The 24,918-nt window shown below is 45.3% G+C and carries 22 protein-coding genes; 13 read left to right on the forward strand and 9 right to left on the reverse strand.

Annotation, left to right across the window (positions count from 1 at the left end):
• The 4 genes from B9T16_RS11890 to B9T16_RS11905 form a co-directional block, all read left to right on the forward strand.
• On the forward strand, positions 1 to 741 hold a 741-nt coding region (locus B9T16_RS11890), incomplete at its 5' end, for a DNA cytosine methyltransferase (protein ID WP_410244853.1).
• 31 nt (positions 742 to 772) lie between these two features.
• Positions 773 to 1,357, forward strand: a complete 585-nt coding sequence (locus B9T16_RS11895) for a DNA cytosine methyltransferase (RefSeq protein WP_410244854.1) — start codon at positions 773 to 775, stop codon at positions 1,355 to 1,357.
• Between the two features lie 120 nt (positions 1,358 to 1,477).
• Complete coding sequence (locus B9T16_RS11900; RefSeq protein WP_006618502.1) at positions 1,478 to 2,839, forward strand: NCS2 family permease; 1,362 nt, start codon at positions 1,478 to 1,480, stop codon at positions 2,837 to 2,839.
• Between the two features lie 57 nt (positions 2,840 to 2,896).
• Positions 2,897 to 3,436 (forward strand): GAF domain-containing protein, encoded by a 540-nt coding sequence (locus B9T16_RS11905; protein ID WP_006618501.1) that lies wholly within the window; start codon positions 2,897 to 2,899, stop codon positions 3,434 to 3,436.
• A gap of 9 nt (positions 3,437 to 3,445) precedes the next feature.
• Here the strand turns inward: B9T16_RS11905 and B9T16_RS11910 are convergent, their stop codons facing one another.
• The 7 genes from B9T16_RS11910 to B9T16_RS11940 all read right to left on the reverse strand — a co-directional run bounded on the left by B9T16_RS11910 (position 3,446) and on the right by B9T16_RS11940 (position 11,819).
• The gene (locus tag B9T16_RS11910) at positions 3,446 to 4,501 is read right to left on the reverse strand and encodes an AI-2E family transporter (RefSeq protein ID WP_006618500.1); all 1,056 of its coding nucleotides are present in this window, start codon (positions 4,499 to 4,501) and stop codon (positions 3,446 to 3,448) included.
• Positions 4,502 to 4,586: 85 nt separating this feature from the next.
• Positions 4,587 to 6,287, reverse strand: coding sequence for an EamA family transporter (locus B9T16_RS11915; RefSeq protein ID WP_410244855.1), 1,701 nt, complete (start codon positions 6,285 to 6,287; stop codon positions 4,587 to 4,589).
• A 279-nt stretch (positions 6,288 to 6,566) separates the two neighbouring features.
• On the reverse strand, positions 6,567 to 8,000 hold the full coding sequence (locus B9T16_RS11920) for a phosphoglucomutase/phosphomannomutase family protein (RefSeq protein WP_062945935.1): 1,434 nt from the start codon (positions 7,998 to 8,000) through the stop codon (positions 6,567 to 6,569).
• A 440-nt stretch (positions 8,001 to 8,440) separates the two neighbouring features.
• The gene (folE, locus tag B9T16_RS11925) at positions 8,441 to 9,160 is read right to left on the reverse strand and encodes a GTP cyclohydrolase I FolE (protein WP_006618497.1); all 720 of its coding nucleotides are present in this window, start codon (positions 9,158 to 9,160) and stop codon (positions 8,441 to 8,443) included.
• 53 nt (positions 9,161 to 9,213) lie between these two features.
• Positions 9,214 to 9,939 (reverse strand): SDR family oxidoreductase, encoded by a 726-nt coding sequence (locus B9T16_RS11930; RefSeq protein WP_410244856.1) that lies wholly within the window; start codon positions 9,937 to 9,939, stop codon positions 9,214 to 9,216.
• 159 nt (positions 9,940 to 10,098) lie between these two features.
• Positions 10,099 to 11,082, reverse strand: a complete 984-nt coding sequence (gene accA, locus B9T16_RS11935; protein ID WP_062945936.1) for an acetyl-CoA carboxylase carboxyl transferase subunit alpha — start codon at positions 11,080 to 11,082, stop codon at positions 10,099 to 10,101.
• Positions 11,083 to 11,363: 281 nt separating this feature from the next.
• Positions 11,364 to 11,819, reverse strand: coding sequence for a Fur family transcriptional regulator (locus B9T16_RS11940; protein WP_410244857.1), 456 nt, complete (start codon positions 11,817 to 11,819; stop codon positions 11,364 to 11,366).
• Between the two features lie 177 nt (positions 11,820 to 11,996).
• Here B9T16_RS11940 and B9T16_RS11945 point away from each other — a divergent pair, with 177 nt between their 5' ends.
• A complete protein-coding gene (locus B9T16_RS11945; protein ID WP_006618493.1) occupies positions 11,997 to 12,521 on the forward strand; it encodes a peroxiredoxin in 525 nt (174 codons plus the stop codon).
• 181 nt (positions 12,522 to 12,702) lie between these two features.
• On the opposite strand, the gene B9T16_RS11950 is transcribed toward B9T16_RS11945, so the two are convergent.
• On the reverse strand, positions 12,703 to 15,075 hold the full coding sequence (locus tag B9T16_RS11950) for a tetratricopeptide repeat protein (protein ID WP_410244858.1): 2,373 nt from the start codon (positions 15,073 to 15,075) through the stop codon (positions 12,703 to 12,705).
• Positions 15,076 to 15,231: 156 nt separating this feature from the next.
• Here B9T16_RS11950 and B9T16_RS11955 point away from each other — a divergent pair, with 156 nt between their 5' ends.
• Positions 15,232 to 15,819 carry a PAP/fibrillin family protein gene (locus B9T16_RS11955; RefSeq protein ID WP_006617519.1) on the forward strand — a complete coding sequence of 196 codons (588 nt, stop codon included), beginning with the start codon at positions 15,232 to 15,234 and terminating at the stop codon, positions 15,817 to 15,819.
• Positions 15,820 to 15,925: 106 nt separating this feature from the next.
• Here B9T16_RS11955 and B9T16_RS11960 read toward each other — a convergent pair whose 3' ends face one another.
• The gene (locus B9T16_RS11960; protein WP_410244859.1) at positions 15,926 to 16,714 is read right to left on the reverse strand and encodes an MOSC domain-containing protein; all 789 of its coding nucleotides are present in this window, start codon (positions 16,712 to 16,714) and stop codon (positions 15,926 to 15,928) included.
• A 61-nt stretch (positions 16,715 to 16,775) separates the two neighbouring features.
• On the opposite strand from B9T16_RS11960, the gene B9T16_RS11965 reads away from it, so the two are divergent.
• The 7 genes from B9T16_RS11965 to B9T16_RS11995 all read left to right on the forward strand — a co-directional run bounded on the left by B9T16_RS11965 (position 16,776) and on the right by B9T16_RS11995 (position 24,869).
• A complete protein-coding gene (locus tag B9T16_RS11965; protein WP_410244860.1) occupies positions 16,776 to 17,708 on the forward strand; it encodes a DMT family transporter in 933 nt (310 codons plus the stop codon).
• Between the two features lie 176 nt (positions 17,709 to 17,884).
• A complete protein-coding gene (locus B9T16_RS11970; RefSeq protein ID WP_410244861.1) occupies positions 17,885 to 19,681 on the forward strand; it encodes a serine/threonine protein kinase in 1,797 nt (598 codons plus the stop codon).
• 79 nt (positions 19,682 to 19,760) lie between these two features.
• The gene (locus tag B9T16_RS11975) at positions 19,761 to 20,081 is read left to right on the forward strand and encodes a DUF6825 family protein (protein ID WP_006617515.1); all 321 of its coding nucleotides are present in this window, start codon (positions 19,761 to 19,763) and stop codon (positions 20,079 to 20,081) included.
• Between the two features lie 82 nt (positions 20,082 to 20,163).
• Complete coding sequence (locus B9T16_RS11980) at positions 20,164 to 21,930, forward strand: ABC1 kinase family protein (RefSeq protein WP_410244862.1); 1,767 nt, start codon at positions 20,164 to 20,166, stop codon at positions 21,928 to 21,930.
• 512 nt (positions 21,931 to 22,442) lie between these two features.
• The gene (locus tag B9T16_RS11985; RefSeq protein WP_006617513.1) at positions 22,443 to 23,174 is read left to right on the forward strand and encodes a PP2C family protein-serine/threonine phosphatase; all 732 of its coding nucleotides are present in this window, start codon (positions 22,443 to 22,445) and stop codon (positions 23,172 to 23,174) included.
• A 10-nt stretch (positions 23,175 to 23,184) separates the two neighbouring features.
• Positions 23,185 to 24,348: an anhydro-N-acetylmuramic acid kinase gene (locus B9T16_RS11990; RefSeq protein WP_006617512.1), complete on the forward strand. Its 1,164-nt coding sequence runs from the start codon at positions 23,185 to 23,187 to the stop codon at positions 24,346 to 24,348.
• Positions 24,349 to 24,416: 68 nt separating this feature from the next.
• Positions 24,417 to 24,869, forward strand: a complete 453-nt coding sequence (locus tag B9T16_RS11995) for a hypothetical protein (protein ID WP_006617511.1) — start codon at positions 24,417 to 24,419, stop codon at positions 24,867 to 24,869.
• Positions 24,870 to 24,918 lie beyond the last annotated feature (49 nt).

The following is a 24,918-nucleotide window of genomic DNA, read 5'->3' on the forward strand; positions in this document are numbered from 1 at the left end:
AACTTAGAATCTGGGGATAAATTCATGCCAACAGAGTTGTTGAATCTTCAAATTAACCCGCCTAAATTTACCTTTGTTGACCTGTTTTCCGGTATTGGTGGCTTTCGCATTGCTTTAGAAAATTGGGGCGGTCAATGTTTGGGATATTCGGAAATAGAACCGAATTCTATTCAGGTATATCAACACAATTTTATCAGATATGCTAATCGTGATGAACCCAACCTAGGAGATATGCGATCGCTTCATAAATTCCCCTTTACTGTCGATTTAATCACGGGGGGAGTTCCTTGTCAACCGTGGTCAATTGCGGGAAAACTGCGGGGGTTAGATGACCCAAGAGGTCAGTTATGGTTAGATACTATTCGAGTTATTAAAATTAATCAACCCCTAGCTTTTATCCTCGAAAATGTCAAGGGTTTAACCGACCCCAGACACCGCCCACAGTTTGAGAGTATTCTGGAGTCATTATCCGCCGCCAATTACCATCTAAAATGGCAGGTACTTAATGCCTCAGATTTTGGCTTACCGCAAGACCGCGATCGCGTTTTTATTGTGGGAATACGTCGAGATATTAATCAAGGTCAAAACTTCCAATTTCCCCAACCCTTAAATCAACATCCCCAACTGTTTAATTTTGTGGAAGGGGTCTCTCAGGAAGCCGTCATCNAAAAAAAAGTTTTCGCCCCAGGTTTTATTTGGCAACCATATTCCCCCAGCGCGAGGTCGCTTTCAAAAAAATGATGAACTCAATGATTTTTTTCTGTTTTCCGACGTGCGAAATGGACAAACAACCATCCATTCTTGGGATTTAATCGAAACTAGCGATCGCCAAAAACAAATTTGTGATATAATCCTCAAAAATAGGCGCAAAAAAATCTATGGACCTAAAGACGGTAATCCCATTCCTTTAGCAGCATTACAACAGTTAATTGATGATTTACAAGAATCGGAACTTAATCAACTGATGCAAAAACGAATTTTAAGACATATAGAAAATCAGGGTTATGAGTTTGTTAATTCTAAAATATCTTCTGGTATTAACGGAGTCGCCAAAATCTATCTAGCCCACGCCCAAGCGATCGCCACCTTAACCGCGACAGGAAACCAAATATTTGTAGCCACCAAATCCTTTAGTTGTCAGAATCATCAACGATATAAGCAAGAGTTTATCAACACCATCTATCATCCTCAAAATTATCAAGAAATCACCGCCAGAGATACAGCAAGATTACAAGGTTTTCCCGATTGGTTTGTGTTACATAAAAACCCCAGTATTGCCAAAAAACAACTAGGTAATGCTGTCCCCGTCCCGGTAGTCCAGGCAATTGCTAAATTATTATTAAATTTCTGGCTATAGGCATCACAGATATGCTATATGTAGCCACCATAACTATTAATTATCCAATAATTGGTCAAGCAAAAACCCCATTAGTTAATCCTTATACAAATTCCTAGATAGCGATATATTTTAATCCCTATGAATGAAAATCCCCCATCTCAAGAAAGCGCCATATCTAAATTTTTCCAGTTTGAGAAACTCCAAACTAACCTGCGAAGCGAAATAGTCTCAGGAGTCACTACCTTTGTGACTATGGCTTATATTTTGGTGGTTAACCCCGATATTCTTTCCAACGCCATTTTTTTAGAAACCCCTGGCGACCTATTCGGAGAAATTGCGATCGCCACCGCATTATCCGCCGCCATTGCTACCCTAATTATGGGGTTATATGCTAACTATCCCTTCGCCCTAGCCCCAGGAATGGGTTTAAACGCTTATTTTGCCTTTTCCGTCGTCCTCAGCCAAGGAATTAGCTGGCGAGTCGCCCTAGGCGCAATTTTCATCGAGGGATTAATTTTTATCGCCCTCACCTTCGGAAATATTCGCGCCCAAATTGTCACCGCCATTCCCAGCGGTATTAAACACGCCACCGCCGCCGGAATAGGTCTATTTATCGCCTATATTGCCCTGACCAAGACAGGTTTAATCATCTCATCCGAAGCTACCGTTACCACCCTAGGCGACCTTAGCCAACCCACCGTATTAATTACCCTAATTGGCATTTTAATCACTGCCGCTTTTGTCGTCCGTCGCATTACTGGGGCTTTATTATGGGGTATTATCGCCACCGCATTATTAGGGTGGATTTTAGGCATTGCCCCCTGGCCGCAAGGTATCATTAGTTTACCGCAATTTCCCGGAGATTTATTAGGTCAAGCCTTCGTTGGTTTGGGAGGAATATTACAGGGTAATTTTTGGCAACTGTTAACAGTTATATTTGTCTTTCTGTTTGTGGATTTATTTGATACGGTTGGCACCTTAACCGGCTTAGGGATGAAAACCGGATATATCAACGAAAAAGGCGAACTTCCTAGGGCAAATAAGGCATTTATAGCCGATGCAGTTGGCACCACAATAGGAGGGATTTTAGGCACTTCAACCGTCACAACTTATATTGAATCAGCATCAGGTATTTCCGAAGGGGGACGCAGTGGATTTAATGCCATTACCGTGGCGGTTTTATTTTTCCTTTCCATCCTATTTATACCCCTATTGGCGGGGATTCCATCTTTTGCTACCGCCCCCACCTTAATTATAGTAGGAGTGTTGATGATGGCTAGTGTCCGGTCAATTGCTTGGGACGACCCGGCTGAGTCTATATCGGCATTTTTAACCCTATTTATTATGCCATTAAGCTACTCTATTGCTGATGGTTTAGCGGCTGGATTAATTGCTTATCCAATTCTGAAAACCCTCCAGGGTAAATGGTCAGAAACTACTCTAGCTATGTGGGTTTTAGCTGCCATTTTTTTGTTAAAATTTATTTTAATTGGTGGCTAGTATTACCTCTGTGTTATAATTTAGATGGTGGTTGTATTCTGAACTTAATTACAAGAGATGAACTTCCCTGATATATTCGGTGATTCAACCAATAGTAACCCTAACCCTAACAGTGACCCACGCTTTCAACAGTTTGTTGAACGTTTACAACAGGTGGAAGATCGCGATCGCCTAATTCAGGAAACCCTGAATGGGTTACGAAAACACCTGAAGAGCGATCGGATAGTGTTGTACTACTTCTACAAGGAATGGCGCGGACAAGTCACCTTTGAATCACTGCGTTATATCGACTATTCCATTTATGGCTCCGCCGGGGCTGATGATTGTTTCAGCAATAAATATGCTAGACTCTATTTAGAAGGGAGAATATCGGCGATTTCAGATATTGATGAAGCCGACATTGACCCCTGCCATCGTGATTTTCTGAAAAGCATCAGAGTTAAGGCTAATTTAGCTGTTCCCGTGATTAAAAATCACCAATTATGGGGGTTACTAATTGCCCACCATTGTCAAACTCCGCACTCTTGGGTTAACTCTGAGATTTTAACGATGAAACAGGCGGCTACATTATTATCAGAATCACCATTTTTGGACTAATGCGATTAATCACTGTTTATTGTTGCCTGGTATTTGCTTAACCTCGGCATTTTTGATGTTCACAAAACCTACAATTACAGCCGCGATAGGAATGGATAAAAATAAGCCCAAAAATCCCGCAATTCTCGCCCCCAGTAATAAAGCAAAAAAGATAACAACTGGATTGAGATTAACGGAATTTTGCATAATTCTAGGCATCAAAATATTTTCTTCAATCTGCTGCAATAAAACGCAATAAACTATGACTTGCAAACTAATTAAAATTCCCTTGGGTAAAACAATTATGGCTGACAGAATAATGCCAATGGTCGCACCGACTCCCGGAATTAAATCAAAAACTCCCACTAAAGTCGCCAAAAATAGGGGATAGGGTGCTTGTAGAATTAAATAGACAAAAAAAGCCGAGAATCCAAAAAAAACCGATAAAATTAATCGACCCCTAAAAAAGCCCAAAAAGTTATTTCTCAAAGATAAGGTAAAATCCTCTATATTCGAGGGAAAAAAACTTTGAAAAGATGCCCAAAGTTCTTCGCCATTAAGTAACATAAAAAATGTCACGACTAAGATGATAATAAATTCTACTAAACCCGATAAAATTTTACCAACAGCCGCCGTCCCAAAACCAAATAAATTCGAGACTTCCTGCTTTAAATCTTCTTGTAAAAAATCTAAATCAACCTGAATATTAGCATTTTTTAGCAAGGTTTCTATTTGGTCAACAAGATTGACAAAAGAATCCAATAAATCTGGGGCTTGGCTGACAAATTGTTGCAACTCGGAAACTATAGCCAAGCCCAAAGTTGCCAATAAACCTATGAGCAATAATAAGCTAGTTGAAAACACGACTACAACGGCGACAGTATGGCTGGTGTATTTCTGTAGCCATTGGACGGGATAATTGAGTAAAAAGGCAAAAATAGCGGCAAAGACAAAAACAATTATGATGGTTTCAAAATAGGCAATAAATTGGATAAAAGCCCAGCCAAAGGCAAACAGGAGCAAATAACGAACTAAACGAGAATTACTAAAAAAATTCTCAAAGGGTCTACTGGTCGGTTTGCTCATGTGTAAATAGCATTCAAAAATTGAACTATGTAAATATGAATAAAAAGAGTGAATCGGAACTGCCAAAGACAGTTCCGTAACTCAACTAAGTCTTGCGTTTAGCAAGTAACATCCGTTCGACACTCATACTTCCTACTCCGATAATTACCAAACCCATTCCTGAAATTTGCTTGAAGCTCAAAGCCTCGCCAATAATCAGAAAAGCCAGCAAAGCTGTTAGTGCAGGTCCAGAAGTGCCGATAATGGAAGCTAATGCAGCCCCAGCCGAACGAATAGCGAAGTTATTAAGTAAATAACTTAATAGGGTGAGTACCCCCAAAATCGCCCCACCGATGATAATGGGATTCCATAAATCTGGGTTAACTTCTAACCCGAGATTATCTGGCAATAACATCAAACTTAGGGAACAAAACACAAAAATCGAAGCAAAATTCACCAAACTAAATGGAATTGGATGCAATTTGCCAGCAGCAATTTGAGTGAGTAGGACATAACCAGCAAAGGCAATTCCGGCTCCCAAGGCTGCTAAAACTCCAATTTCGGTATTACCGGCTGCGCCTCCAAAAAAGTTGGGTAGAGATAAAATACCACCAATTAAAATGGTGAACATTGCTCCTATTCTAATTAAACTAGGGCGATCGCCAAAAAGTCCCCAGGAAGCCAAAACGGTAATAATCGGGTAGACAAAGAAGATGGTAATGGCAATCCCGGTAGGAATTTCACCGATCGCAATATAGATACAAACCTGAGACAAAAACAGGAAGAAACCACTACCGATAACCGTTGCCATAAGTTTAGAGTCTCCCGAATTAAAAAATCGGCGAATATCACTCCAAACCGCAGGATACAGAAAAGTTGCTAAAAATGGCATGAGTAGCATTACCACAATCATTCTCAGCAACAGAATCAGTAGAGAATTTCCCAAACCCGGAGTAATCACCCCATCGACCTCAAACAGCCCAAACATAACTTTGGGAGTATCAGAGGTTTTCAGAAGAATCCTCAAACAGACATTAAACAGCGACAGCACCAACGCCGACATCAGCGCCAAAAACAAACCCACCTGCACACTAGAAGGCGCATTAGGAGCCTGAGGGGGTTTAGGTTTATGTGTAATCTTAAGTTCTGACTTGTCACCGGACTCTGGCGGCAATGGGCGGGACGAATCGGGCGTTAACTCTTCGGTAGGATTCAACTGCTGTCGCAACCGATTTACCACGGTTTCTAGCAAAGTCTCAACCTGCTGTTCGAGGGTTTGCATATTGGTCAACCGCTCAGATAAATCGCTGTGATAGCTATTTAACTCCTGCTGTAGACCGTGAAAAGTCTGATTGAGACTGCCTTCTAAAACTGCTTCTAACTCCTGGGGAGCCAAATCAGCAGGAGCCTCTGAACTTCCCGACAGCATAGGAGTATCCTCCCCTGACAGCAAAGGTTGATCAGATTCAACTCGTATTTGATTAATACGCGCAATCAGTTCCCGTTGCAAATTATTAGCTAAAATTTGCGCCAGTTGCTTCAGCCACACCCGTTGTTGGGCTAGGTCCCGTTCGGATAAAGTTTGTGATTTTTGGGATTGTAACTCCTGATGTTGTCGTTGCAGGTTTTCAATATCAGCGATCAGACGATCTTTATCCTGCTGAAGTCGTAGGACATCCTGTGATAGCCGATCCCTAAAATTCCGGTGGAAAGCCTCCACCTCTTGAATGACTGCATTTAAGACCTCTTCTGGCGGTCTACTGTCATCATTAACCGAGGGTTGCGGTTGATAGTCTTGTTTCCCCATCAGCGATTAACCTCTAAATCGATCTGAAGCGTGAGAGCAAATTATGTCCCTATTATGCTTGTCTCCCTACTCTGCTCTCAGGCTTACTGTCCACTCATTCATTAAAACAGGAAAGGCACAATCGTACACTTAACTTAACCAGAGGACAGGCTATTAGCCAATATTAGGCAGTTCTTTGTAGGGGCGGGTGTTCGAGTCCATTCAAGGAAAACATGACTGCTGCACCCGCCCTAGGGGCATCGCCAATCCTAGCTTGATATCCTCCCCGCAGGTCTCAGGTCAAGTATTATGGCTTAACGCCCAATCCTTAGCCCAATTTAGGGTTTGCTTCACGGTTTCCATACTATCTGCCTCGCAGTAAAGGCGCAATACTGGTTCGGTTCCACTAAAGCGGATTAGTAACCAACGATTATCGGCTAATCGGAACTTATAACCATCTACGGTGAGACAATCAACTACTTTCACGCCAGCAATTTCTGTCAGAGGGTTATTATCTAATTCAGTGACCAGCCTCTGACGCACATCCATACTGGCTAAGGGTAAATCAATGCGATCGTAAGCTGAACTGAAGTTCACCTGCTGCTGTAGACGGTGATAAGTTTGGCTCAGGTCTTCCCCTGACGCTACCACGGATTCTAGGACATAAAGGGCTGACAGTAGCGCATCCCTTTCGGGGATATGATTGCCGTAACCAATGCCTCCTGATTCTTCACCGCCGATTAGCACGGCATTGGATAACATCCGATCTGCAATATATTTATAACCAATTGGGGTTTCGTACAATGGTAGGTTAAACATTTCTACTATCCGAGGAATTAGGTCAGAACCACTCACGGTTTTGATCACTTCCCCAGTAAATCCCCGTCTGGTTGATAGGTGTTCTAGCAGAATCGGAATTAGAACCTGGGAACTGAGGAAATTTCCCTGGCCGTCGACTGCTGCAATACGATCGCTATCTCCATCAAAAACAAGCCCCACTGTCACCCCATTAGCTTTGGGAGTATGGCTTTTAATCTGTCGGAACAGTTCGGACAAATAGCGAGGTAGGGGTTCCGGTGCGCCGCCACCAAACAGCGGGTCGCGATCGCTATTAATTTCCTGTACACCATCGCCAATCAGTCGCCCCAGTCCTCCAGCCGCCGCACCGTGCATGACATCAGCAAACACGGTTAACTTTCCAGAGGCGATCGCCTCTGTAATAGCAGCCATATTCACTTTGGCTCTCAAAGTTTCACAATATCCCGGCCAAGGGTCGAAGGACTCCAAACTACCAGGAGTCTCAGCCAATGGAAGAGGCTTATCTAAAAGGCTTTCAATCTTTTGGGTCACATCAGGATTTACTGAACCGCCAAATCCACCCTTAACCTTTAGTCCCAAATATTTACCGGGATTATGGCTGGCGGTAATCACAATCGCCCCTAAAGCCTGCTGTTGATAGGCTGCCAGACTAAAAGCCGGAGTTGGTGCATAGCTGTTACTGAGTTTAACATCAAACCCCGCCCGTTGAATTGCGGCGGCAGCATCACCAGCAAACTCCTCCGCCAAAAAACGGCGATCGTAACCAACAATTATAGTTTTATTCCCTGTATCCCCAAAGGTTTCTTGTAGCACCATTGCCGCCAACGGAGCCACTAACCTAACTCGTTCAAAGGTAAAATCATCAGCAATTACGCCTCGCCAGCCATCAGTACCAAATTTAATGGGTTGAGTCATTGGGTTATCCTAGCTAGAAAGCTGCAAAACTATGCACCATCCTGGTGATGCTATAMGTGATGCTGTACCCGCCACTCATGCCAGACTATGGTGCGGGCTTCTCCCACGGCGCGAGTATTACCTCTGGTTAGCCGATTCGAGCTTTTTATAGTGAGAAATACGCCTAGCCCCACTAAGGTTGATTATTGTTTTGGAGGAGGGAGGCTTTCCTTTGAAAACCGCCCCCCGCCACCAGGGAAACAGGGAACCGAGGGCAGACCGTGTATTTCTCGTCAGCCCTTGAGCATACCCTATCATGGGAAAACCAACCCAGCACCACTTTTCCGTAGCCCACACCCCAAGACAGATTTTACAGGCGGGTTCCTAGGCGCGACTCTATTTCCACCCAGGCTATTCGTGAACCCGCCCCTAATTCAGATCGGGTTGGGGTATCAAATCAGTTAAAACGAAGGTTGGTGACGGATTAGATTCAAAAATTCTTCCCTGGTCTTTTGATCATCTTGGAAGACACCAATCATGGCACTGGTCACTGTCCAAGAACCTGGTTTCTGCACCCCTCGCATTGCCATACACATATGACTTGCTTCCATCACCACTGCTACACCCTGGGGTTCCAAGACGCTTTGGATAGCTTCGGCTACTTGTCGGGTCAGACGTTCCTGCACCTGGAGGCGACGGGAATACATCTCTACCACACGAGCCAGTTTGCTTAATCCAATCACCTTTTGGTTAGGAATATAAGCTACATGGGCTTTACCCATGAAGGGTAGCATATGATGTTCACACAAGCTAAAGAAATTAATATCCCTAACTAAAACCATCTCTTCATGTCCTTCGTCGAAGATGGCATCATTTACCAGTTCTTCCAGGGATTGACTGTAGCCGTTAGTCAGAAATCGCATCGCTTCGGCGACTCTTTTCGGGGTTTTCAGCAGCCCTTCCCGTTCCGGGTCTTCCCCTACCCCTAACAAAATAGTTTCTACAGCACCCATCATTTCCTCTTGAGTCACTTCCCTTCTACCCAGGTTTTCCGGGCTTCCGTGCCAAGAAGAACTCCGATCCGGACGGGTGGCAATGCGGCTGGAGCTATCTACATTTTTCATGCCATTAGGATTAGATGTATCGGCAGAATTCAAACTGTTTGAGGATGCGATAGTCATAATAATTTGAAAACAATTCAGAACAAAGTGAAATGGTTAACAGAATCACGCATTTAGAACGTACCGATATTGGGCATTAAAATCAGTTCGTCAATGGTAGCTTCTGGCGGTAGTTGAACTATGTGTACAACTGATTGGGCAACGGTTGACGGCGTTAACATCGCACTGCGATCGAAATCAGCGTCCACAGTTTCTGTATCCCATAAACCAGTATTTACAGACCCCGGACATAATGACGTTACTCTGATTCCATAGGGTCGTTCTTCCATGGCTACGGCTTTTGATAGCGCCATTAATCCAAATTTGCTCACACAATAAGCGCCCCAGTTGGGGAATACTTGCTTACCACCAATGGAAACAATATTGACTATGGTTCCGCCACCTTTTTCTCGCATTCCTGGTAATACGCCTTTAATACATTCAAAAACACTGGTCAAATTTAAATCTATAATCTTTTGCCAGTCTTCTAAGGGTGTATTAGCCAAGGATTCAGTATAGCCCATGCCTGCATTATTCACTAGAATATCAAAAGGGCCAAAGGCGGCGGAAATCGTGGCAATTTGCGCGTGAACTTGGTCGGTTTTGGATAAGTCTAAGGCGTAGGCTTTCGCTTCTACTCCCGCTTTTCTTGCCGACTCAGCTACCGCTTCCAATGCTTCTAGCGATCGACTCACTAACGCCATATGAATGCCAATATCTGCAAAGGCTAGGGCAATTTCCTTGCCAATGCCACTACTGGCTCCTGTAATTAGCGCTCGTCGTTCTGGGGGTGAACTCATTTACGGTTGTATTGAGGTTTGCTTGGTTTTAACTGATGTAACAACTGCTGCAATTGCTGATTATGAGATAATTGTTAAAATTTGTTACTCAGACATTATATCTCTATCAATACAATCGCGCAAAATTTTGACCCAAAATACCTGAAACGCCTCCCTGACTTATGCCGGAACTATCTCTGAAAATACCCCGATCTGGCGGAATTTCTGATAGCGCATTTCTCGGCGCTGCTCTGGGGTTAAAGACATTAATTCACCCAAAGTCCTTACCAGACATTGCTTGAGCTTTTCAGCGGCCTGTAGGGGGTTGCTGTGCGCTCCCCCATCGGGTTCTGGTACAATCTGATCGATAATCCCTAATTCTCTTAGATCAGGGGCAGTAATTTTCAGAGCCTGAGCGGCTTGGGGCGCTTGGCCTGCATCTTTCCAAAGAATGGCAGCACAAGCCTCTGGGGTGGCTACTGTATACACAGAATGCTCGAGCATTAATAGCTGTTCCCCTACTCCTATACCTAAAGCTCCCCCTGATCCTCCTTCCCCAATTACTGTGCAAATAATCGGAACATCTAGGCTAAACATTTCTCTTAAATTATACGCGATCGCCTCCCCTTGACCTAATTTTTCCGCATCTACCCCAGCCCAGGCTCCGGGAGTATCGATAAACGTTAAAATTGGCATACCAAAGCGGTTGGCGTGTTCCATTAGTCGCATCGCCTTCCGGTAACCTCCCGGAGCCGCCATGCCGAAATTACGAGCCACATTATCTTTAGTGTCTCTACCCTTTTGATGGCCTAGCATTACTACCGGTTGATTCGCTAAACGCCCTACTCCCCCCACTAATGCCGGATCATCATACCCTCGGCGATCGCCATGCACCTCCATCCACTCATCACTCATCGCTTGGATATAATCTAACGTGCTGGGACGACGAGGATGCCTCGCTAGTTGCAGACGCTGCGAAGGCGACAGACTGCTAAATATTTCCTGTCTCAGTTGGGTCGCTCGGCTTTCTAACTGCCTAATTTGATCGGAAACATCAACCCCATTTTCCTCCGCCAGTTGGCGAATTTGATCAATACGAGCCTCTAGTTCGGCTAGGGGCTTTTCAAAATCTAGTAAAATTGGTTTGCGGTTGGGTGTGGCCACGCCTCAATTAACCTTTAGTAGCGAGTAAGTACAATCTTTTGGTGACGCACCCGGTGCTGAGGTGGGAGCGAGTTTACCACTTCCCCCTACAGCCCAGGCTTCCTGTTTGAGCCGCCGTTGTCAACCTTGGACTAGCCAATTTTTGGTCTTACACAGCGTCTAGCTTTTATACAAAAGTTCGCCCACCACGGCTACTATTTTGCTCCGATTACCTCTAATTCTACCACCAATTCGCATCAGACCGCCCTCGATCATCTCTTTTTGAGACCCTCCCCTCAGAATTACTCTTCTAAATCGGGTTTCTGGGTTTTTGAGCGGGCGCAATTGTCACACAAACCATGCACTGTAACTTMGTAACTTTCCGCTACTAAACCTGACCCCAATTGGCTAAGATCTACTTGCGAGAGTTTTTCCCAAGCAATATCTGCGATCGCTTTACACTCCCGACACTGAAAATGGTGATGCGGCGCGACATTTCCATCATACCGGGCTATCCCCTGCTCCAGCAACACTTCCCGCACTAACCCCACTTCCTTTAGTAGCTGCACAGAAGTATAAACCGTCGCCTGAGAAGATACCGGAAAATCCTTATTTAAATCTGTCAGTAGTTGTTCCGCCGTGGGATGGTCAGCACGAGACAACAGATTAGCATAGATCGCAAAACGCTGAGGAGTTACCTTTAAACCTTTCCCCTTCAGCCGTTTGACAATTTCTGTTTGCTCTAGTCCACTCTCCATCTCAGATCGCTATTGGTCTCAGTTTTTTCTACTCATGCCCCATTATATCTGTTTCTAGTCCAGAGTCAACTTGAAATCAGACTCATTCTTAAAATAGTTATAAATACTCATTTACAAATCGACAAATCAGAATTATTCTGAATTAAGAACATTTTTAGTAAATTACCTCAACAAACTATGGTTATCGAAAAAGTACCCGACGTTGTATTTAAAACCCGCGTTCGTGACGAGTCCGTAGGTGGCCCTAACCCCTTCCGTTGGCAAGACCGAACCACCCAAGAAATTTTTGGCGGCAAGCGAGTTGTCGTCTTCTCCCTACCTGGTGCTTTTACCCCTACTTGTTCCTCCACCCACCTACCCCGCTATGAGGAACTCTACGATGAAATCAAAGCTCAAGGAATTGATGAGATTGTCTGCGTTTCTGTTAATGACGCTTTTGTAATGTTCCAATGGGGTAAACAACAAGGGGCGGACAAAGTCTTCTTACTCCCTGATGGTAATGGCGAATTTACCCGCAAAATGGGGATGTTGGTTGATAAGTCTAACCTCGGTTTTGGAATGCGTTCTTGGCGCTATTCTATGGTCGTTAACGATGGCAAAATTGAAAAAATCTTTGTTGAGCCAGACTTCGGCGATAACTGCCCCACAGACCCCTTTGAAGTCTCTGATGCTGATACCATGTTGGCTTACCTGAAAGGTTAATCCTTCAAACCCCCCTGAGTATTAGGGGGGTTTCTCTAAATTTCCCCTTGACATTTTCGGGGATTGGAGTTAAGATAGTATCATGGGAAAATGTGCGCGCATATATAACCTAACCCCAAATTAAGGCCCCCAGACCATTGCGTAGTAGGGCTGGGGAGAAAAGTCGCCAAGTATCTGTGAGTTATAGGCGCTGTTGCAATTGATTTTTCGATCGCACAGCCGGGGGGAAACCGGGTTGAATTTTCAGAGCCTGGTCATAAGCATCGATCGCCTCGTTATTCCGCCCCATTCTTTCCAAAACCAAACCCCTATTCACCCAAATCAAGGGATCTTGAGGTTGAATTTCCTGGGCTCGGTCAAAGGCATTGAGCGCCTCATCATAGCGCCCTTGATGACTCAAAGCGATCGCCCTACCCACATAAGATTGATGGTCATTAGGGTTAATATTCAAAGCCTGATCAAAAGACTCAAGGGCTGCATTAGCCTTAGAAGAAGCCATTGACGTATTTCCTTCAGCCTGTAGCGCCTGACTCCACTGGCTGAGAGCAAACCCTCGATCTCGTAAAGCCGGGACAAACGAAGGCCGCAACTCAATCGCCCGGTCATAGGCGGCGATCGCCCCTTCAAAATCTCCCCGACCACCAGCCAGGATAGATCCTCGATTATGCCAAGCTAGATGAGACTCTGGCTGAACTTCAATAGCGCGATCTGATATCGTCACCGCCTCTTCAGTACGTCCCAGGGGAGAAAACAAGACATTGCCCTTTTGTAGCAAGGCTTGAAAGTGATCTGGGTTAATTTCCAAAGCCTTCTCATAGGACTCTAAAGCCTGTTCATGGCGGCCTAACTTACTCAGTACAGAACCGCGTTCGACCCAAATTTCTGCCCGTCGAGGTTGTTCTCTCAAAATATCATCATAGGTAGCCAGTGCTTCCGAATACACCTGCGCCGCCTCGGCCATTTTCCCCTGATATTCCAGAGCGATCGCCTTACTTTGCCAAACACTAGGAGCAGATGGCCTAAGAGTTTTCGCCTGATCAAAAGCCTCCACCGCCTCATCGTATCGCTGCAAACCAATTAAAGCAATACCCTTACCATGCCAAGCCCTAGCATAATTAGGATCAATGGCGATCGCCTGTTCATGAGTATCTAAAGCCTTCTGGGGCTCTCCCATTTGATAAAGTAATGTTCCCTTACTCGTCAGCAAATCAGGGTTGTTTGGGTCCAATTCCAGAGCTTTTTGATAATCTACCAAAGCGCGATCGTGCCTTCCCAATTCCGCCAAAGCATTCGCTTGACCCGCCCAACCTGCCGCATGATTAGGTTGAATTTCAGTAGCGCGAACAAACATATTGCGAGCATCTTCGGCGCGAGCATCGTTTAACAGTTGATTACCCCGTCGCACATAGTAAGCAGGTCTAAAAGTCGGCACTACTAGCTCAAACAATCCCAAAAATACCAGCAACCCAGCCAAAGCCGCCCCCACATACCACCCTTTTACCGATAACCCTTTGGAAACCGTTGTCGGATTGGACTTAACCAGAGTTGGCAACTGCGCCACACCCGGACTAGGTGAGGGTGCAATAGTTGGAGCCAAATTATTTCCCACCGCAGTCCCCGCCATCGTTTGTTGTCTGGTCTCTTCCCCCGAAATATGTCCCCCAGTGGCGGGCGGGCGCACTTGAGTCGCCGCCACTACTCCCCCTGCATTGGTGAGCATAGTTGGGTCATTTACCACCTGTTTAAGCCGTTGCACGTCAGCCAAAACCTCTGCCGCCGACTGATAGCGATCGACCAGATGAGATGCCACCATCCGATCTAAAATAGCAGTTAGCCCGTCACTAACACAGGCTTTCGGCTTCCAGATTGATTCTCCGGTGTGATCTCGTTCTAATTGGTGAGGCTGAATACCTGTTAAAGCCCTAATTGCCGTCATTCCCACCGCATACAAATCACTACTAAAATGAGGTTTCCCCTGAAGTTGCTCCGGTGGCGAATACCCGTATGTACTGATAGCAACCGTCAAATTAGAATCACTACCCCCGGCTGCTTTTTGAATTTGTTTGACCGCCCCAAAGTCAATCAGCATCAACTTTTGATCTGCATTGCGTCGCATAATATTAGACGGCTTAATATCCCTATGGATCACGTTTTGCTGATGCACATAATCCAAAATTGACAGAATATCCTCCAAAAAGTCAATTACCTGGGCTTCTGTCCAATGGCTGCCAGGGGGTAGCTCTTCTGTTAGTGGTTCCCCCCTTACTAACTCCTGTACCAGATAAAATTCCTGGTCTTCTTCAAAGTAAGCATACAATGTCGGGATTTGAGGATGGCGAGAGCCTAAGCTATGCAACACTTGAGCCTCACTGTTGAATAGCCTTCTAGCCGTTTGTAGGGTTCCTGGATCAGTAATTTGAGGTTTGAGTTGCTTAACGATACATTCAGGGTTTCCAGGCAACTGACTATCCTCGGCCAGATAGGTCTGGCCAAATGATCCTCCTCCAATCCTTTGTAGTAATTTGTAGCGCCCACCAATAACTTTAGGAAGCATTCAGTTTAGCCTCAAGAAAATTTCAGATTTTGACACATTTTAGGGGCAGGTCGGGTAATTTATCGCTATACTATGGCATTGGTAGTCATTATAGCAGGTTAAACTAGTGCTGAAAACCACCTGGGTTCCCCAAATTTATCCCCAAAACATTGTGATATGCTCAAAAAAGCGACTTTATTAGAAGCCATTGCCGGTAAAAATCGAGGTTTACTGGCTACAGAGAGCGACAAAACTGCTATTCTCTCTGCGATCGCTCAATTGGAAGATTATAACCCCACACCTCGACCTGTAGAAGCAATTGAGTTATTAGATGGCAATTGGCGACTACTTTACACCAACAGCCAAGAACTTTTGGGAATTGACCGCTTTCCTTTTTATAATTTGGGGCAGATTTATCAATGTATTCGCGCCCGCACTGGCAAAATTTACAACATTGCTGAAATTGTCGGTATCCCCTATTTGGAAGGCATGGTTAGTGTGGCTGCCCGATTTGAAGCGGTTTCTCAAAAGCGAGTTCAGGTTAAATTTAATCGTTTTGTCATCGGCTTACAACGCCTGATATCCTATCAATACCCTAATCAGTTTATTGATGAAATTGAATCTGATAAAAAGTTCTTGGCTGTAGATTTTACCCTCCAAGAACAGCAACAACAAGGATGGTTAGATATTACTTATTTGGACGAAGATATGCGGATTGGCAGAGGTAATGTCGGGAGTGTTTTTGTCCTCACTAAAGTTAATTAATACCCGTCTCCCCTACTATGATGACTCTGAAAATTGCTGGTTTCGGGGTTATTTTGTGCTAAATTAATGCTATTTTGTAGGCAGTATTAATAATTAATTATTGATACTATTTAATTGTGACAGTTTCTCCTGTGGTTACAACTGCACCAGTGATAACTTTAGCAATGACTCCAGTTTGAGCGTGTCCGAATTTGGCGGAGAGTTGAGACAGCAGAGAGATATCACGATCGCCTGTATCTGGGTTAACATCAATATTCAGACAGCGACCAATAGGGGCGATTACTTCCACCAAAGCCGACCCCAATTTGAGGCGATTTCCTACCCAGTTAAATTCCGACCAAGCCGGAATATTATCAACTATAAAATTCCCTCGAAAACGGCGTGGATCAATGTAATTAACCCCAACTTTTTCAGCAATATCATCGAGGGTAGCCTGAGAAATAATCGAAATTTGTCCTTGGTCACGGTCTTGATAGCGAGTTTCCCCGGTAGTGCTTCCCACCAAACGCACAGGACTATATTGGGGATGTCTAGCAGAGGGACTAGGGCTGAGAGTTTGTAGATATTCACTGAAAAAGGCACTAATGCGATCGCGTCCGGTTTCAGTCCCTACATTAGCCGCCACTAACAATTCCCCATTTTTGGTAATTTCCAAAGTCTGACTGGTAGTATCATAAGCACAATTGAGACTAGCTAAGTGTCCCCAATCATTTTGAACAGCAAAATGCTTTTTTGATAGCCAGGGAGTCAGCGGTTGCGCCTCTCCCATATCTGTAAACATCAAAGCCAATGCGCGATCGCCAAAAATGCCAAAGTTTTCCACCAATTGGACGCGATCGCATACTTGCGCGGTCAAACCCTTAACAGGATGCACAAATATTGTCTTAATCTTCATAACCTACCCGACTCCATCAAACTCCATCAAACCATATAAAAACCATATCAGATAGCCAGTCATGAAAACCTTAAATAATGAGCGCCCTTGGCTAGTTATAGCGATCGTCTTTCTGGGTGTGGTAGCCATCTCTACGGGGTCAATTTTCGTGCGTTTAGCCATTGATGCAGCGGGGCTGCGGGGGGTAGGGTTTAGCTTGCTAATATCTGCCTCCCGGCTATCTATTGCGGCTTTATTGCTAACCCCCACCTGGGGGAGAGTTTCCTGGCGCACCTATAAACCAGAGGCGATATTCTACGCTATTGCTGCTGGGATATGTTTAGCCAGCCATTTTGCTGTCTGGATAACTTCCCTATCTTATACATCCATTGCGGCATCAACTACTATTGTGACTACCAGTTCTATTTGGGTAGCGGTGTTATCTTGGCTATGGTTACACGAAAAACCTGGGAAAGCCACCATATTAGGAATGACGATCGCCCTGAGTGGAGGTATGATTATCGGTTTAGCAGATGCTAAATTACCCACAGTAGCGTCTAATCCGATCGCCGGGAATGTTTTAGCCCTAATGGGTGCGATCACCGCCGCCCTTTATCTGATGTTAGGAAGAGAAGCACAACAGCGGGGACTATCCCTCAGTGCATATATAGCGATCGCCTATACTGTAGGAGCGATGATTTTGCTACCCCTACCCCTACTCTGGGGAGTTAACTATACTGGTCATTCTCCCACAGTCTATTTTTATCTAATCCTGATGGGATTAGTGCCCCAACTAATTGGCCACACCAGCTTTAATTGGGCGGTTAACCGTACTTCCCCCAGCTTAGTCACACTGGCTATTTTACTCGAACCTGTGGCGGCGAGTTTTTTGGGCTATCTGCTATTTGCAGAAGTTCCCTCAATGCGATTAATATTAGGAGCCATAGTCATTCTAACCGGAGTGGCGATCGCTACGATCGGCAAAAATGCCTCTAAAACTCAATCTAACCCATAGGAAACGGCAACCCCCTAAACGTACAGCCGAATTATGGCTAAATCAAGGTTAAGGAACACACTACTATTGCCAAAAGGGATTAGACTATCCTAGGACTGGTATAACTATGGTGATTGGCGATCGCATAATAGCCGGAACCAGATCAACGATTAGGGCTAAAATTGGAAGGTCGGGAAATGAACTTAACCACTGTTGGGAATGGAAAATATCGAATTGATAGCATTTTAGGTCAGGGAGATTTCTGCATTGCCTACAGGGGGACTAATCAGGTAACAGGTCAAATCGTTGCCATTAGAACCCTTGACCCGAACCTAGACCCTGATCAAAATATCCCACAACTGCAACATCAATTTATGGCGATCGCTAAACGTTGGAGTCGCTGTCAGCATCCCAATTTAGTCGGGATTATAGACTTATTTGATGAACTGGGCTTCCCATTTTTAGTGATGACCTACACTCCCGGTCAATCTCTACAAGAGTATCTAAAAACTCAGCCCCCCCTACCCGTCCCACAGGCTATTCACTACATTCGCCAAATCGCATTAGCCCTACAAGTAATTCATCAACAAGGACTCATTCACTGTAATCTGCAACCGGCTTGCATTATTAAGCCGACCGGGAGTAATTCCGTGATACTTAGTGGTTTGGGAGTAGGTAGTCATCTCAAACCTGATCAACTCAACCGCTATATTTATAACCGTCCCCTCTGCGGTGGATATGCCGCCCTTGAACAATATCTTCCCAATGAACAACCTAGCCCAGCCACAGACATCTATGCACTCTCAGCCCTACTGTACTATCTATTGACTGGGGAAACACCCCTAGAAGCGCCCCTATGTGCTAACCAACTCACAGGGGAATTAATCGGTGTCGAAAAACCATCACTGCGAAAATTGCACCCAGACTTAAACCCAGACGTGGAAGAAGCTGTGCGCTGGGGATTAGAGATCCAAGCCTCAAATCGTCCCTCTAACATATCCGAATGGTTGAATATCCTCCCTACCCCGGAAAAAGCCCTAATTATCAGGGAACCTGTGGTCAAAGTCCCCTACCAAAACCATAACCGAGAAACACAGACTAGCACCCGGAACACCCCTAATGATAATTCTGCCACCTCCGCAGGATATCATCGGCAACAATCTTCTACCAMATACATGAGGCGATCGCCTGTTCCGAAATGGGGGCTATTCCTAGCATTTTTCCTCACTTCTATGATCTCCGGTTGGTTAGGGTTTGCAATTACCCGCAGCTATAGTCAACAATTAGCTACCCGACCCAGCGACAGCTATTTAAAATCCGAAAAAGAGCCACGCCTGGTCATAGATCCAAATTCCCCTATCTTTGAGACACCCGCCCTAGTGGGAGAAAATCAGGAATCGGACTTAATTAGTGATCAAGACCTGGAATTATTGGGCGATGGGAGTACCAATCTAGCAGAACTTATTAAAGATGTCGCTTTTCAACCAACGACCGATGATGATCAATATCTCTACAATGGTTCTGGAGGCATCACCAGTAGGGATGATTATGCTGATCAAGCCTTTCCTGAGTCCCCTAGTTCATCCTATTGGCAGAATTACCCAGCCCTAGAACCTCTACCAACTCAGAACTCTCACGATGATCATACCCACAACCGCCCGACAGAAGATTATGGCGATCGCATACCTGCTAGACGTTCAAACCAGACCACTATTGACGACTTTCGACCTTCTTATCCCCTAGAGTTACCAGAGTTAGCACCAGTTAACCCTGACATTCTCAACAACTCACCTCTCGATCGGGATTTACCTACCACCTTACCTCAACGGCAGGTTCAGGATGATTATGATCAATGGTTAGACAATCAACTGCGTGAGAGCGATCGCCCCCTTGAGGACGAAAACCCAAAACGTTGGGATGAGTTTGTACCCCCAAGACCAAGCCAACCCGATTGGGAATTATCCCAGTTTTTCACTTCCAGACCCCAGGGATAATCAGCTTCCACATCAAAAAGCGCGTGCATCTGAGAGGAACCGCGTTATAATTTGTTACGGAACTTAGCAAAACTTTTATATGAGTAAGCCATCTGTTCATTCTTTCTTTGTGGGCCGCGCCTTAGCAGAAGGACTCTATGAACAAATCGAAAACATCTTGTCCAATGGCCTGAGTGAATTAGGCAAATTTGATGCCGAACAACGGGAGAAACTCCGTGATTTCACCAATCAGGTCATCCAGAAAGCCGATTCTGAGGCGGAAAAACAGGGTATCAATCAAATGGCTGATAATAGTGGCTTTGGTTCCGAATCAGTTGATTTACAGGAAACTATCGACGACCTCCGGGCGGAAATTGCCCAAATGCGATCGGAGCTACAGCGTTACCGCAACCAAGCCTAAGTGCAGACTACTGCCATACATCCTGTCATACATCCTTAATTAAACCCATTGATTAGCTGGAAACGCAATTTTGGAAACGCGAGTGTCTGTTCCCCTTGATGAGTCAAATCATCCCTACCGGAACCATGAAAATATCCCACCTAACCCAGTGGCTTCAGCCACTCCCAAACCCTATGGTGAAAAATCCTATCGTTGGAACCGTAAACATTATTCCCGTCAACGGCGATTTATTGACATTTGGACCTTTGTTCTCCTCTGGCTGGGGTGGCTGTGGAGAGACAGCAAACAATGGAGTTACATAGGTGGTTACACCGAAGACAAAAAACTAACCCGAAAGAGACAGCAGGCTATCTGGGTCAGAGAAAGCCTCCTAGACCTGGGACCTACTTTTATCAAATTAGGTCAACTTTTCTCTACCCGTGCTGACCTCTTCCCCGGTGAATATGTCGAGGAACTTTCTAAACTACAGGATCGTGTCCCCGCTTTTCCCTATGAACAATGTCGGGAAATCATCGACCAAGATTTTGGTAAATCCGTTGAGCAACTATTTCGTAACTTTGACCCGGTTCCCCTAGCCGCCGCCAGTTTGGGCCAAGTCCACAAGGCTCAACTCTACTCCGGTGCTGATGTGGTGGTCAAAGTCCAACGACCTGGACTTAAACAGCTATTTGAGGTCGATCTGGCTATTCTCAAAGGTATTGCTCGCTATTTCCAAAATCATCCTAAATGGGGTCGAGGGCGTGACTGGCTGGGAATTTATGATGAGTGTTGCCGAATTCTCTGGGAGGAAATAGACTATCTTAATGAGGGTCGCAATGCTGATACCTTCCGGCGTAATTTCCGCCATTGTGATTGGGTTCAGGTTCCTAGGGTTTGTTGGCAATTTTCATCCCCACGGGTGCTGACTTTGGAGTACCTTCCCGGGATTAAAATTAGTAACTATGAAGCCCTGGAAGCCTCCGGTTTGGACCGGAAACAACTGGCTCAAATGGGTGCTAAAGCCTATTTGCAACAACTCCTTAATGATGGCTTTTTCCATGCTGACCCTCATCCGGGTAATATTGCCGTTAGTCCCCAGGGACAACTAATCTTTTATGATTTCGGTATGATGGGGCGGATTACTTCCAATCTGCGGGAAAAGCTGATGGAAACCCTTTTTGGCATTGCTAATAAGGATGGCGATCGCGTCGTGAAATCCCTCATTGAAGTGGGGGCTTTGGCTCCTACTGGGGATATGAGTCCCGTGCGGCGCTCCATCCAGTATATGCTAGATAATTTCATGGATCAACCCTTTGAGGAGCAATCCATTGCCGCTATTAGTGATGATCTCTATGAGATCGCCTATGACCAACCCTTCCGCTTCCCGGCTACATTTACTTTTGTGATGCGTGCTTTTTCTACCCTCGAAGGGGTCGGTAAAGGCTTAGACCCGGAATTTAATTTTATGGAGGTGGCACAACCCTTTGCCATACAACTTATGTCTAATGGAAATGGCTCCCAAACAACTAATAGTATCATAAATGAAATCGGTCGTCAAGCGGCTCAGGTGAGTTCCACCGCTTTTGGTTTACCTAGTCGCATTGAACAAACCCTTGATAAATTGGAACAAGGAGATTTGAGAATGCGGGTGCGGGCGACGGAAACCGATCGCCTCCTGCGCCGGGTCGGCAACGTGCAAATGGGGACTAACTACGCTTTGTTAGTGGGGGCATTTACTTTATCGGCAACACTACTGTTTATTAGTGATAAAGTGTGGTTAGCCCTTGTGATTGCCTTTTTGGCTTTGCTGATGGCAGTTGTTTTGATACGGCTGATTAGACAAATCAATCGCTTTGATAGAATGCTTTAGGTATCAGATATCAGGGGTTGTGGAATGGGCGACGTGGCTTCCTCGGGATGACACCCAAGCCCAACCTCAACCATGGTATCCTGTCATCGGCTAATCGGCTATCACTTAACCAATGCGATCGCTGTGTCATAAGCCGTCCAACTCAACAGTTGAATAGGTGAAGAGGGCTAAAAAAGTGCCGGGGTGAAAGTACCTGCTTTTCATATTTTCTCAGATAACTTGACCCAATAAAAAGGTCAAATTAAACCTAGGTTATTCATGCCAAAAAACCACCTGTAAATCCTATGGTAACTATGTCATCTAAAAAATGGGACTCAAGATATTAAAATTTTTCTAGCTAAAAAAACTGATATTATTAAAGGAATTTTAGCTCAGTCCAAGCGTCCCGTCAAAGATGCTACTGCTGTTAACTCAACTCGCTGGTATCCTATGGAATATAGAAATCACTCTCAGTTTCCCCCCCTCACTAATCAGAGTACCGATTTGATGCTAGTCTGCACGGAGGAGGATTTATGAAACGCTATTTCGCGGGTTTGACTGATACGGGAAAAGTCCGCACTGTCAACCAAGATGCCTATTACATAGACCAGGAAGGACGGTTTTTTATCGTCGCTGATGGTATGGGTGGTCATGCTGGGGGTCAAGAGGCTAGTCAAATTGCCACTAAAACTATCACAGAACATCTTAATGCTCATTGGGATTCTTCCGATCCTTCCCAGGTATTACTCAAGGAAGCCTTTATAGCTGCTAACCGCGCTATCCTTGATGACCAAATCTCCCATCCTGAACGTTCTGATATGGGGACGACAGCAGTGGTGGCTTTGTTTCGTGACGGGCAGTCCTGGTGTGCTAATGTGGGAGACTCCCGCCTCTATCGCCTACGGGGACATACGTTAACTCAAATTTCGGAAGACCAAACTTGGGTGGCGCAAGCGGTTAAACGTAAGGCTATATCCCCTGATGATGCGCGGGTACATCCCTGGCGGCACGTTTTGTCTCAGTGTTTGGGACGGGAAGATTTATCTCAAATTGATATTTTTCCCATGGAAATTCAAGCGGGCGATCGCCTATTATTATGCAGCGATGGCCTGACCGAGGAGTTACCAGATTCTATCATTGCTAATCAGCTTAAATCTATTCGCGCCTGTGAGGCGGCGACTCAGGCTTTGGTTGATGCGGCTATTGACAGGGAAGGTAAAGATAATATCACCGTCATTGTGGTGTTGATCAATGAGGACGATTAATTAGGCTTCCATGACTATTGTTATTGGTCTGATCAGCGGTACTTCTGTCGATGGTATTGATGCGGTTTCAGTACGTCTGAAAGGATCAACTACTGATCTACAAGTGCAATGTCTCGCTAAGGCTACTTATCCCTATCCCCCTCAACTGCGATCGCAAATTTTAGCCCTGTGTGGGGGTGCATCCATTTCTGTGGCTGATTTAGCCAGTTGTGATGATGCGATCGCTGTCGAATTTTCTCGGGCGGCTTTGAATATCCAACAACAATCACCACCGGCTGAGTTAATTGGTTCCCACGGTCAAACCGTTTATCACCGACCCCCCCACCCCGATGCCACCATTCCTTTGGGCTATAGTGTACAACTAGGGCGACCAGAGGCGATCGCTCATCAAACCGGTATCACTACCGTTGGTAATTTTCGCCTCTCTGATATCGCCGCCCAAGGAGAAGGCGCGCCCCTTGTTCCCGCTGTCGATGCTTACCTCCTCCGTCACCCTCACCTCTATCGCTGTATTCAAAATATCGGCGGTATTGGCAATGTTACCGTTTTACCTCCCGCAAATATGACCGGATCACATCCGGTGCGGGGATGGGATACTGGACCTGGTAATGCTTTACTAGATTTGGCCGTCGCATATCTATCTGATGGTCGCCAAAGTTATGATATAGACGGCGCATGGTCCCATCGTGGTACTCCCTGCACTCCATTAGTCCAAAAGCTGATGGAAGACCCCTTTTTTCAGACTCCGCCGCCTAAGTCCACCGGACGGGAATTGTTCGGAACTGAATATCTCCAAAAATACTTACACCAGACTCAAGTCTATAATCTTTCCCCAGCCGATATTCTCGCCACCTTAACAGAACTTACTGCTGTTTCCATTACCCACAGCTATCGCCATTTTTTGCCCCAATTACCCGATCAAGTCCTCCTATGTGGCGGCGGATGCCATAATCGCTATCTCCGAACCCGCCTAGAACAGCTTTTACACCCTATCCCTATTATCACCACCGCCGATGCTGGAGTTGATCCTGATTTTAAAGAAGCGATCGCTTTTGCTGTCCTCGCCTATTGGCGCACCCTCGGCATTCCTGGTAATCTACCCGAAGTTACAGGCGCTCGTCAATCTGTCCTGTTAGGGAATATTTTTCACCCTCATCGCATGATTGGGCTATAATAACCCCAGTTGGTGCAAAATGGCATCTGCTCAACAGTTTCCCGACCACTAAGTAACAAATTAGTGCTGTGGCTCACACTTTTTTAATGGAACCTGGTCAGTGGCTGGTGGAAGGAACCTGGCTAGATCGTAATCAAGCGCCTATCAGCGTTCGTGGTAAAACATTAGTTGCATGGCATCAGAGTCAGTGGTTCAGTCTGGTGACTAAGTTGGTGTTTCCAGGAAGCGATCGTGATGACATCATTTTGCAGTATCGAGGACGACTCGACAACAACGAACGTCAGTACACCTTTTTAATGCAGCATAGCACCTTCGGTAAGGTCGAAGGCGAAGGCTTAATCAGTCCCTCCCTAATTGTCCAGCGCTTTTGGGTACTTGGGGATGAACGCCAGCGACGCAGTGGCTGGGAAAGTTTCCGCCGCTTTGACAATAATCGATACTATTATTCTAGTGGCATGATGGCCGGTCATCATCTCAATCTCTCCAGCATCATGGAAGCTACCTTAGAACGAAAAACTTAAATCGGTATTATTGTCATATGGTCCTGGGGAATTGAGAATTGACAGCAGA

It is taken from the genome of Arthrospira sp. PCC 8006, from assembly GCF_046480465.1.
GTDB classification, from domain to species: Bacteria; Cyanobacteriota; Cyanobacteriia; order Cyanobacteriales; family Microcoleaceae; genus Limnospira; species Limnospira platensis.

Coding starts and splice junctions, on each gene's coding strand:
- B9T16_RS11900 (WP_006618502.1), top strand. CDS start 1,478: ATGAATGAAAATCCCCCATCTCAAGAAAGCGCCATATCTAAATTTTTC.
- B9T16_RS11905 (WP_006618501.1), top strand. CDS start 2,897: ATGAACTTCCCTGATATATTCGGTGATTCAACCAATAGTAACCCTAAC.
- B9T16_RS11910 (WP_006618500.1), bottom strand. CDS start 4,501: ATGAGCAAACCGACCAGTAGACCCTTTGAGAATTTTTTTAGTAATTCT.
- B9T16_RS11915 (WP_410244855.1), bottom strand. CDS start 6,287: ATGGGGAAACAAGACTATCAACCGCAACCCTCGGTTAATGATGACAGT.
- B9T16_RS11920 (WP_062945935.1), bottom strand. CDS start 8,000: ATGACTCAACCCATTAAATTTGGTACTGATGGCTGGCGAGGCGTAATT.
- folE (WP_006618497.1), bottom strand. CDS start 9,160: ATGACTATCGCATCCTCAAACAGTTTGAATTCTGCCGATACATCTAAT.
- B9T16_RS11930 (WP_410244856.1), bottom strand. CDS start 9,939: ATGAGTTCACCCCCAGAACGACGAGCGCTAATTACAGGAGCCAGTAGT.
- B9T16_RS11945 (WP_006618493.1), top strand. CDS start 11,997: ATGGTTATCGAAAAAGTACCCGACGTTGTATTTAAAACCCGCGTTCGT.
- B9T16_RS11950 (WP_410244858.1), bottom strand. CDS start 15,075: ATGCTTCCTAAAGTTATTGGTGGGCGCTACAAATTACTACAAAGGATT.
- B9T16_RS11955 (WP_006617519.1), top strand. CDS start 15,232: ATGCTCAAAAAAGCGACTTTATTAGAAGCCATTGCCGGTAAAAATCGA.
- B9T16_RS11960 (WP_410244859.1), bottom strand. CDS start 16,714: ATGAAGATTAAGACAATATTTGTGCATCCTGTTAAGGGTTTGACCGCG.
- B9T16_RS11965 (WP_410244860.1), top strand. CDS start 16,776: ATGAAAACCTTAAATAATGAGCGCCCTTGGCTAGTTATAGCGATCGTC.
- B9T16_RS11975 (WP_006617515.1), top strand. CDS start 19,761: ATGAGTAAGCCATCTGTTCATTCTTTCTTTGTGGGCCGCGCCTTAGCA.
- B9T16_RS11985 (WP_006617513.1), top strand. CDS start 22,443: ATGAAACGCTATTTCGCGGGTTTGACTGATACGGGAAAAGTCCGCACT.
- B9T16_RS11990 (WP_006617512.1), top strand. CDS start 23,185: ATGACTATTGTTATTGGTCTGATCAGCGGTACTTCTGTCGATGGTATT.